At 70.0% G+C, this 9503-nt stretch carries 9 protein-coding genes; 3 read left to right on the top strand and 6 right to left on the bottom strand.

Annotated elements, in window-relative coordinates; translation table 11 throughout:
• A partial coding sequence (locus BMW88_RS40600) for an alpha/beta hydrolase (protein ID WP_089962548.1) occupies positions 1-903 on the bottom strand: 903 nt, incomplete at its 3' end.
• 209 nt (positions 904-1112) lie between these two features.
• Here BMW88_RS40600 and BMW88_RS40595 point away from each other — a divergent pair.
• Positions 1113-1514 (top strand): MarR family winged helix-turn-helix transcriptional regulator, encoded by a 402-nt coding sequence (locus BMW88_RS40595; RefSeq protein ID WP_218148407.1) that lies wholly within the window; start codon positions 1113-1115, stop codon positions 1512-1514.
• Positions 1515-1627: 113 nt separating this feature from the next.
• Here BMW88_RS40595 and BMW88_RS40590 read toward each other — a convergent pair whose 3' ends face one another.
• The 3 genes from BMW88_RS40590 to BMW88_RS44265 form a co-directional block, all read right to left on the bottom strand.
• Complete coding sequence (locus BMW88_RS40590) at positions 1628-2500, bottom strand: LLM class flavin-dependent oxidoreductase (protein WP_089962550.1); 873 nt, start codon at positions 2498-2500, stop codon at positions 1628-1630.
• A 66-nt stretch (positions 2501-2566) separates the two neighbouring features.
• Positions 2567-4939, bottom strand: a complete 2373-nt coding sequence (locus BMW88_RS40585; protein ID WP_089962541.1) for a S8 family serine peptidase — start codon at positions 4937-4939, stop codon at positions 2567-2569.
• A complete protein-coding gene (locus BMW88_RS44265) occupies positions 4887-5342 on the bottom strand; it encodes a S8 family serine peptidase (RefSeq protein ID WP_089962539.1) in 456 nt (151 codons plus the stop codon). The genes BMW88_RS40585 and BMW88_RS44265 overlap by 53 nt, the downstream gene beginning before the upstream one ends.
• Before the next feature lie 105 nt (positions 5343-5447).
• Between BMW88_RS44265 and BMW88_RS40575 the strand changes: the two genes are divergently transcribed.
• On the top strand, positions 5448-5747 hold the full coding sequence (locus BMW88_RS40575) for a zinc-binding dehydrogenase (protein WP_245778400.1): 300 nt from the start codon (positions 5448-5450) through the stop codon (positions 5745-5747).
• A gap of 451 nt (positions 5748-6198) precedes the next feature.
• Here BMW88_RS40575 and BMW88_RS40570 read toward each other — a convergent pair whose 3' ends face one another.
• Positions 6199-6801, bottom strand: coding sequence for a TetR/AcrR family transcriptional regulator (locus tag BMW88_RS40570; RefSeq protein WP_089962535.1), 603 nt, complete (start codon positions 6799-6801; stop codon positions 6199-6201).
• A gap of 122 nt (positions 6802-6923) precedes the next feature.
• Here BMW88_RS40570 and BMW88_RS40565 point away from each other — a divergent pair, with 122 nt between their 5' ends.
• Complete coding sequence (locus BMW88_RS40565) at positions 6924-8357, top strand: amidase (RefSeq protein WP_089962532.1); 1434 nt, start codon at positions 6924-6926, stop codon at positions 8355-8357.
• Between the two features lie 27 nt (positions 8358-8384).
• Here the strand turns inward: BMW88_RS40565 and BMW88_RS40560 are convergent, their stop codons facing one another.
• Positions 8385-9383, bottom strand: coding sequence for an IS481 family transposase (locus BMW88_RS40560; RefSeq protein WP_089960151.1), 999 nt, complete (start codon positions 9381-9383; stop codon positions 8385-8387).
• Positions 9384-9503: the final 120 nt, after the last annotated feature.

Here is a 9503-nt window from a genome sequence, read left to right as displayed (position 1 = left end):
GGGCACGGCGCCGTCGAAGATGTGGAACCCGCCGGGCCACACGTGCAGCTCCGCCTGCACTCCGGCCGCCCACAACCTGCTCGCGTAGGCCACCGCCTCGTCACGGAACACCTCCGCCGAACCGACGTCGACGAACGCCGGCGGCAACCCCGACAGGTCCCCTGCCCGTGCCGGAGCCGCGTAGACGCTCACCGCGTCGCTCTTGCGCCGATCACCCAGCAGCGCGTCCCAGCCGGTGTTGTTGCTCTCCCGGCTCCACGACCCCGTCTGCGAGTACTGCGCACTCGACACGGTGACGTCGCGATCGTCGAGCATCGGGCTGCGCAACAGCTGCGCCACCAGCCTCGGCCCACCCAGATCACGTGCCATCAACGCCAGACCGGCCGCGATACCCGCACCCGCCGACGTCCCCGCCACCATCAACCGATCCAGGTCGATACCGAGTTCGCCGGCGTGCTGCGCGGTCCACACCAGACCCGCGTACGCGTCCTGCACCGGCGCGGGATCCGGATGCTCCGGAGCCAACCGGTACTCCACCGTCACCAGCACCGCACCCAGCCGGTCAGCCCAGTCCAGCGCGTCGTCGATACCGGTGAACCGATCCCCGATCACCATCCCGCCACCATGGGTGAAATAGATCCCCGGCACCGCGCCACGCACACCACGCGGCCGCAGCACCGACAACACGACCTCACCGTTCGGGCCCTCGATCACATGGTCGGTGCGGTCCAGATCCCGGGTCGCCAGCAACTCCTCGATCGGCGGACCGAACACCGCCGACCGCAGTTCCCCGATCATCTCCGCCGTGATCACCGTCGGCAGCGGACTCGCCGACAACGCCGCACCCAGCTCCGGGTCATACGGCACCCGCGTCGTCACGTTGGTTTCAACCGTGCTCGTCATTTCGTTACTCCTGCTCTTGGTGTTATGTGGTTAGCCACATATAATCATTTACGTGGTCGGCCACACAAGTTGCAGTGACTCAGCACACTTCAGGACCCTGACGAGAGAGGCGATGACCTTCGATGAACACGAACGCGTACCGTCGCGGTATGACGGCGTCCACCTCGGCGCACACGGAGGAACCCGACCTCCTCGCCAGCGACTTCCCGGTGAGCTTCGCGATCTTCGCGCTGGCTCGCCAGCACCGCGGTCTCGCGAGCTCACTGCTGGCCGACCTCGGCCTGTTCCCGGGACAGGAGCTGATCCTGATGCAACTGCGAGACCGGGATGGCCGCTCGCAGAAGCAACTGGTCGATGCTCTGAAGCTGGACCACTCGACGATCGCGAAGTCGGTGCGGCGGCTGGAGAACGCGGGGCTGGTGACGCGAGCCGCCGATGAGGCTGACGCCAGGGTGAAAGTCGTGTCCCTCACGGAGACAGGACGTGCTCTGCAAGAGCGCATCAGAAACGTCTGGACGGAACTGGAGAACACCTCGAACCGGGGCCTGACCGAGCAGGAGCGCGCCCTGTTCGTCGAACTGGCCCACAAGGTGGTCAGCCGGCTTCCCTGAATGCCGGCGGAGAAGCCGAGGCGAGGCCGGAACCGGCCTCAGCCGATGGCGGAAGCCTTGACCTGACCGGCGGAATTAGCGCAGCACGCCAGCCAGGAAGTGGTCGCAGCGGGTCAGCCGTGGGCCGCCAACGCCTCACGTACGGCGGGGACGACCTCGGCGGCGAAGGTGCGGATCTGGCGGTCCGGGTCGTCGTTGGGCCAGAGGACGAAGCCGTTCATGCCGACATCGCGTACCAAGGTGACCAGGCGCTCGGTCCAGGCCGTGGCGGGTTCGGTGAAGGGTGCGACAGACGTCGGCTGGATGGCGCCCGCGATGTTGTAGACCTTGCGGATCACAGCGGGATCGCGGTCGGCGCCCTCAGCGGCCTCGTCGATGCGGCGCACCGCGGCGGGCAGGGCGTCGAGTCCGAGAAAGGCGTGCGACGGTAGCCAGCCGTCCGCGCGGGCACCGGTGATGGCGAGGCTGCGGGGACCGTAGGAACCCAGCCACAATCCCAGCTCGGCGCTGGGCGCCGGTCCGGGGTGGACGCCGGCGATGGAGTAGTGCTCACCGCTCACCCGCACGCTGCGCTCGCCGCTCCACATGGCGCGGATGACGGTGATGGCCTCATCCAGGGCGTCGACTGCCTGCTTGGGTGTCCGCTCAGGCCCGCCCATGGCCGAGATGGCGGGCCAGAACGCGCCCGCCCCGAGCCCGAGGCGCAGGCGTGAACCCGTGAGGCGGTCCAGGGTGGCGGCCGCCTTGGCCAGCATCGCGGGCGGGCGCAGCGGCAGCGAGCTGACCGTCGGGACGAACGTGACGCGGCGGGTCTGTGCGGCCAGGAACGTCAGCAGCGTCCAGGTGTCGTCGAAGGACTGCTGGTAGGGGTGGTCCTGGATGGTGAGCAGGTCCAGTCCCAGCTCGTCGATCAGCAGGGCCTGCTCACCGGAACGGCCCGCGGGTGCGGAGAGCGGATCGACGTTCGCGCCGAACAGGACGGCCATGACGGTTCTCCTCGTGATGCGGACGCCGAACACATATTCATGTGGTCGGCCACATGAATTATGCACTCATGTGATCAGCCACGCAACCGCGGCGGACGTGCATTCGTCTCGAGCGGCAGGACCACATCGCGGTCGGCTGAGCGCAGTCGAGAAGCGCCAGTCGCCGACAACGTGCCGCCCATACGCTGCCTGACAGCCGATTGATGCCACTACGACGGGAAGCGGCCCGAGACGCGTGGTCCGCGCCGGCGCGGACCACGCGTCGGACATCAGTACCCGGTCAACCGATAGGCACGGATCACGGTGACACTGGACGCGTTTCCCGGTTGTCGACGACGTTCTCCCGCAGGGAGACGTGCGTCCCTGCTGATGCCTGGTTGCGCACCACGGCGGCGGTCGCACCGGCCACCGGGACGCGCCGCCACGTCCGGCCGTCGTCGAAGGAGACCTCGACCTCGCGGCGGCGCACCGTTCCGTAGTCGGCGCCGGTCTGCTCCTGCACGACCAGCGGCACGCGGAGCAACCCGCCGGCGGGTGTGCCGCCCGAGGCGTCGAGCTCCGGGGCGAAGCGCGGCACCCGCACCGGCAACGCCGGCAGCCGCCCTCGGCTGGGCGCTCGGAGCGGAACTCCCACACCAGCTCGACCTGGGTGCTCAGCTCGAACGGGGTCGTCCTGGTCGCCTCCAGCTCAAGCCGGTAGGAGCCCGCTTCGCGCGGGACCAGGGACCTGCCGGTGTCGCTCGACGCGACGCCGACGCGCTCCCCGTCGCGGTACAGGACCATCTGCTGCGACGTCGTCGCCGTCCTGCCCCCACCGCCGGATTTGTCCGCGAACGGCGACACCGACACCTGGAGCTCGTCGCGTTCGCGGACGATCCGCGGCACCTCGGCGGTCGGCATCGACGGGCCGTGCACCGGCTGGTTGATCGGCTCCTCGTAGCGGCCACCAGCCCGATATGACCGCGCGGGAGACACCTGGGCCGCGACCTGTTGCTGATCTGCGGTGAATTGGTCGAACTCCGACGCCCACCTCACACCGTCGGTGGCGACCAGGTCGACCGGTGTGTCACCGGGTGAGACCTCCCTGGCCGCGTAGACCGCGCCGCCGAACGAGCCGGGCACGACGGGGAACGTGCCCACGGGGGCCCGGTGCCCGTCGGGCAGACCCACCACGGGGCGGCGCACCTCGGCCAGTTCCTCGCGGCGAACGGTGCGGGTGAAGCCGTCGGGCAGTGGGCCGTCACCGGTGAACATGTACCGGTGGGTCACCAGTTCCGGTGCCGCGGCGTGGTACTCGACGAAGTGGCGCGCACCGGCGCCGGTGCTGCCGTCGCCGGCCACGCGCAGGCCGGCCGGGTCGGCGGCGGTGAAGGTGACGGACTGGGTGCTGCCCCTGGCCGGTCGGGACGTGGTGACCGCCAGGCCCTGCACCGCGGCTTCCGGGTCGGGTCCGGTGACCGACAGCGGCCTGGCTCGGCGGAGGTCCACGGCCACCGTGCGGTCACCGTCCACTCGCAGCGCGGTGTGGTACACGGCGGCGACCGCCTCGTCCGCGTACCGCGAGGTGGCGGCGAAGTAGTCGCCCATGGGCAGGCGCACCGCCGGCGTCCCTGCCCCGATCTGGTGGAAGCCGTAGCCGGTGGCGGGTTCTCCCAGGTCGAGCAGGATGGTGACGAAGTCCGACGGCGGCGCGCCGTCCGTTCCGGTCACCTGGAAGGTGAGCTCGTAGCTCTCGACCTCGCGGTGGGCGCCGAGCGGGCTGCGCACGACGTGGTCGCCGGACCGTGCCACGATCGCTCCGGGGAAGTCGCCGTCTCGGGCGCCGATCCTGGTGTCCGCGGTGACGACGACCTCGGCAGCACCGCCGGCGGGCACGGTGACCTGGGCCGGCGAGACGGAGAACAAGCCCGCGGGTGCGTCGGACTCGACCCGGACGTCGAGCACGAGCGGCGCGGCGGAGGCGTTGTGGTAAGCCAGCTTCCTGGTGCGCGCCTCGTCTTCGGCGGGCGGCCACTCCTGGACACCGAAGTCCACATTGGACGGCGTGCTGGCGATGACCTGCCGGGTGGCCCTGGCAACGTCGAGGCGTCCCGCGCCCTGCTGGAACGGCGTGAAGCCCGCGGCCGACTCGGCGGAGGCGGTGAGGGCGGCCTTTATCCGCGCACCGGACCAGTCCGGGTGCTGCTGGGCGAGGATCGCAGCGGCGCCCGCCACGTGCGGGGTCGCCATGGAGGTGCCGGACATGGCGGTGTGCTGCTCGCCCACGGGCATGCCCTCGACGCCGTTGCGAGCGCGTGCGGCGACGATGCCCACGCCAGGCGCGGTGATGTCGGGCTTGACCGCCCGGTCCCCCCGCGGGCCGGTGTCGGAGAACTGCGCCACCTCGTCACCGCGGTCGACCGCGCCGACCGCCAGCGCGGCGTCCGCGGTGGCGGGCAACGCCGACGCCCTCGCGGGCGCCGTCGTCGCCGGAGGCGACGACGAACAGGGTGCCGTGCTCGGCCGACAGCCGTTGCACGGCCTGCTCCCGCAGGTCGGTGCCCGGCTCGTCGGGCCCGCCCAGGCTCATGTTCACGACACGGGCGCCCTGTTCGGCCGCCCACTGCATCCCGGCCAGGATCGCCGACTCGAGACACCCGAACCGGGCGGCGCAGACCTTGCCCGCGATGAGCCTGGCGTCGGGGGCGTCGCCGCGGTGGGTGGCACCCCCAGCTGCGATGGTGGCGGCGACGTGCGTGCCATGGCCCAGGTTGTCACCAGCGTCGGGCTCCTCGGTGAAGTTGCGGGTGGCGATCACCTTGCCGGCGAGCTCGGGGTGGTCGGCGTCCACTCCGGTGTCCAGAACGGTGCCTGATCAGGTAATCAGAGCGGTCGTGCTCAGGCACGACTTGCGAATTCGCTCGCTGCCGGAAAAGGGGCGACGTTGGCGCGGGAGGTGGACGCCCGCGTGATCGGCACCGGCCGAGCTGACGATCGCGAGATCGTGCTCGGCCTCGGCGCGCAGTGCTTCCTCGACCTGGACACCGAAACCCTGCAGCACGTCGGCGAGGTGGACGTGGTGTTCGACGTCATCGGCGGCAGAATCCTCGAACAGTCGACCGAAGTGGTGCGCCCAGGCGGCACACTCGTCACGATCGCCATGCCCCCACAAAGCAGCCCGAGAACGGGCGGGCCATCTTCTTCGTCGTCGAACCAGACCGCGCTCAGCTGGCAGACCTCGCCCAGCGCGTGCGCGACGGCCGGCTGAAGGCGATCGTCGGCGACGTGCGACCACTGTCCGAAACTCCGGCCGCATTCACCCGCCACCGCCGCACACCCGGCAAGACCACCTTCCAAGTCGCAGACGACCAAGAAAGGCAACACTTGTAAGCAGTCCCGGATCGATGGCGACGAACTACCGGTATCGAGCGAGCACCGTCAGGGTGTGAGTGTGAGAACGGCGCCGCGGCACCCAGGTGAGCGGCGAGTTCTCACGTGGGCGGGAAGGCCGATCGCGGTTTGCGGGTCCTGCCGGTCACGTCCGGTCCGGCATGCCTGGAAGAAGTCCACACCAGCGCCTGCCGCAGACAAATCAGGTTCGGGAAGCGGCACCCGTTCCACACGATCCGGGCCGGTTCGCTCGTCCGTCCGGAAGGACCACCGAAGTCGTCGACCGGGGGCAGAACGCCTTCTGCCACACCGACACCATGTAGTTCCGGTCAGCCTGTCTTCGTGCGGCTGACGACTCCTTCGATGATCTTCGTCAGATGCGCGCCGACGTTGTCCACGCCGCCGTTCTGCACGGCGACCTGCGCGCCTTCCATCGCGAACGTCAGCTCCGCCGCAGCCAGTTCCGGATCCGGAAGGCCGAGGCCCGCGCACATCGCCCGCAGCCTGCCGAACTGACGGGTCTTGTGCTCACTGATCAGCCGTCGCGCGGGATGATCCGGGTCGGGCAGTTCAGCGACCGAGTTCGTGAACGGGCAGCCGCGGTGGGAGAACTCGGGCAGGCCGTCGACGATGAACCGGCCGACCTCGCGGACCTGCTCCGCGTAATCACCCGGATGCGCCTGCTCGGCCCGGTCGAACGCGGCGGAGTAGTCGTGCACGACGATCCGCAGCCATTCCGCGATGAGCGCGTCCTTGGTGCCGAAGTGCCGGTAGATCGCCATCTTCGTGGTGCCGGCGCGGTCGGCGATGGCCTGGACGCCGACCCGGACCACACCCTCGTTGAGGAACAGCTCCTCGGCCGCGTCGAGGATGCGCTCACGGGGAGGCAGGGTCGCAACCCTCGTCGGGCGCCGGGTGGAGGTGCTGGTCATCGGGCCGTCCTCACGAGCCAGGGGTCTAGCAATGCGGTCCGTCAGCAGTTACGGTACACAACCGTTCCTGCCGATACCGATCGGTATCAAGTGATACAATCTAGTTCCCTGAAGGGTGTCCAGTGAAGATCTCCGAGTACGCGAGCCGCGACGCGGTCGGCTTGGCCGAGCTGATCGCGCGAGGCGAGGTGACACCGGCCGAGGTCGCCGACGCGGCCGCGCGGGCGGTCGAAGCGGTCAACCCGTGGATCAACGCCGTGGTCGAGACCTGGCCTGCCGAGGACACCCCGGCCCCTGGTTCCGCACCGTTCGCGGGGGTGCCGTTCCTGGTCAAGGACCTCGGCGTCTCGATGGCGGGTAAGCGCAGCGAGCTGGGTAGCCGGTTGGCCGAGGGTTCGGTCGCGTCCGAGGACTCGTTCCTGATGCGCCGGTTCCGCCGGGCCGGGCTCGTGACGATCGGCCGGACGACGACGCCGGAAATGGCCTACAGCACCACGACGGAACCGGTGTTCTCCGGCGCGACTCGCAATCCGTGGGCGCTCGACCGGAGCGCAGGCGGGTCCAGCGGCGGTTCCGGTGCGGCGGTCGCGGCCGGAATCGTGCCGATCGCACACGCCACCGACGCCGCGGGTTCCATCCGCATTCCCGCTTCCTGCAACGGGTTGTTCGGCCTGAAGCCGACGCGTGGCCGGGTTTCGCACGGACCTGGCGTAGACGAGATCTTCAACGGCCTCGCCGTGCAGGGCGGCGTGAGCCGGACCGTGCGCGACAGCGCGGTGCTGCTGGACCTCATCGAGGGCCCCGAACCCGGTGACCCGTACTACGCCGCGCGACCCGAGCGGTCGTACGCCGCAGAGGCGCAGCTGGATCCAGGCACACTGCGGGTGGCGGTGCTGCGCCAGCCGTGGGGCGGGCGGCGGCCGACCGAACCGGTGTCCGCAGCGCTGACCGACACCGTGCAGTTGCTGGAATCCCTCGGGCACGAGGTCGAGGAAGTTGCGCTGGAACTGGGCGTCTCGTGGGAAGAGTTCATCCTGGCCAACGCACGGATGTGGACGGCGAACCTCGCACCGTGGATCGACGGCATCGCCGCCGCCACGGGTCGGCCCGTGGACGAGACCACGCTAGAACCGGTCGTGCTCGCCAGCTACCGGCACGGGCACCAGGTCACCGCCGACGAGTTCGTCCGCGCTCTTGCAATGCGCAACGTGGTGTCCCGAACGTTCGCGCGCCACTTCGAGCGCTACGACCTGCTGCTCTCCCCCACGCTGCCGGAACCGCCGGTCCCACTCGGCGTCTACGGCGACGGCGCGGACCAGCTGGACGGCCTCGGCTGGCTCGACCGGCTCTTCGACCGCTCGCCCTACACCGCGGCCGCGAACGTGTCGGGGGTTCCGTCGATGTCGGTCCCGCTGGCGTCGGACCACGGGTTGCCGATCGGCATGCAGTTCACCGCCGGTTTCGGCCGCGAGGACCTGCTGTTCCGGCTGGCCGGCCAGCTGGAACGGGCCGCGCCGTGGGCGCACCGCAGGCCGCCGGTGTGGGCGGGCGAGTGACTCCTCGAGTACACATGGGACGAAGGCCTAGCTGTACTGACCTGAAAGGTTCGGAACGCGGCTGGCGGGTGGCTGGCCTTTGAGTGCGGTGTGACCGCGGTGGTGATTGTAGGTGTGAAGCCACCGCGGGAACGCCTCGCGGCGCTCGGTTTCGGTGCGGTAGGGGCGGGCGTAAGCCCATTCGTCGAGCAGGGTGCGGTTGAAGCGCTCCACCTTGCCGTTGGTCTGGGGACGGTAGGGACGGGTGCGTTTGTGCGTGATCCCGGCGTCGGCCAGGGTGTCGCGCCAGAGCAGGGAGCGGTAGCACGACCCGTTGTCGGTGAGCACCCGCTCGACGGTGATTCCGCTGGCGTGGAAGAAGGTCTGCGCTCGCTGCCAGAACGCGACGGCGGTTTCCTTGGTCTCGTCGGGCAGGATTTCGCTGTAGGCGAGGCGGGAGTGGTCGTCCACGGCGTTGTGCAGGTAGCTGTAGCCGAGGTTGGGCCGGCCGCCGACCTTGCGGCGCCGGGCGGGGTCGCGGTGTGCGGAGCTGTTGCGCTGGCCGGCTTGCCTGCCGTGGATCTTGTGGCCGCCGCCGTCGGGGATGTTGCCCAGCTTCTTGATGTCGACGTGGACGAGCTCGCCCGGCGTGGCGCGTTCGTAGCGGCGCACCGGCTGCCCGGTGGCGCGGTCCACGTGGCGGAGCCGGGCCAGGCCGTAGCGGGTCAGCACCCGGTGCACGGTCGAGGGCACCAGCCCGAGCAGATACGCGATCCGCGCAGGTCCCCACCGCCGCGCCAGGCGGACCTTGATGATCCGCCGTTCGGTGCGCGTCGGGGTCCGGCGCGGGCACGCCAGCGGGCGGGAGGACCGGTCGGCCATGCCCGCCGTGCCGAGTTCGCGGTAGCGGCCGGCCCACCGCTGCGCCGTGCTGACCGACACCTGGAATCGCTCAGCGGCCCGCCGAACAGGCCATTCATCCTCGACGACACACCGGGCAAGACGTAGCCTGCCCAGCTCGGTCAGCGGTGCGTTAGCGTGAGTAATCGAGGGCCTCCTGGCTAGCCGGTGCAGATGTCGCAATCCACACCGAACCCGGAGGCCCTCCCTCATGCCAAGATCATCCGATCACGTGTCGGACCGTTCGCAACCTCGCTGGGCAGTACA

The sequence above is a fragment of the Lentzea xinjiangensis genome, from assembly GCF_900110955.1.
Classification (GTDB): Bacteria; Actinomycetota; Actinomycetes; order Mycobacteriales; family Pseudonocardiaceae; genus Lentzea; species Lentzea xinjiangensis.
The sequence above is the reverse complement of the archived record's forward strand: the minus strand, read 5'-3'. Positions and strand labels throughout refer to the sequence as shown.

Excerpts from the sequence above, each read along its gene's own strand:
- BMW88_RS40590 (WP_089962550.1), bottom strand. The coding sequence starts at position 2,500 with ATGGCCGTCCTGTTCGGCGCGAACGTCGATCCGCTCTCCGCACCCGCG.
- BMW88_RS40570 (WP_089962535.1), bottom strand. The coding sequence starts at position 6,801 with ATGACCAGCACCTCCACCCGGCGCCCGACGAGGGTTGCGACCCTGCCT.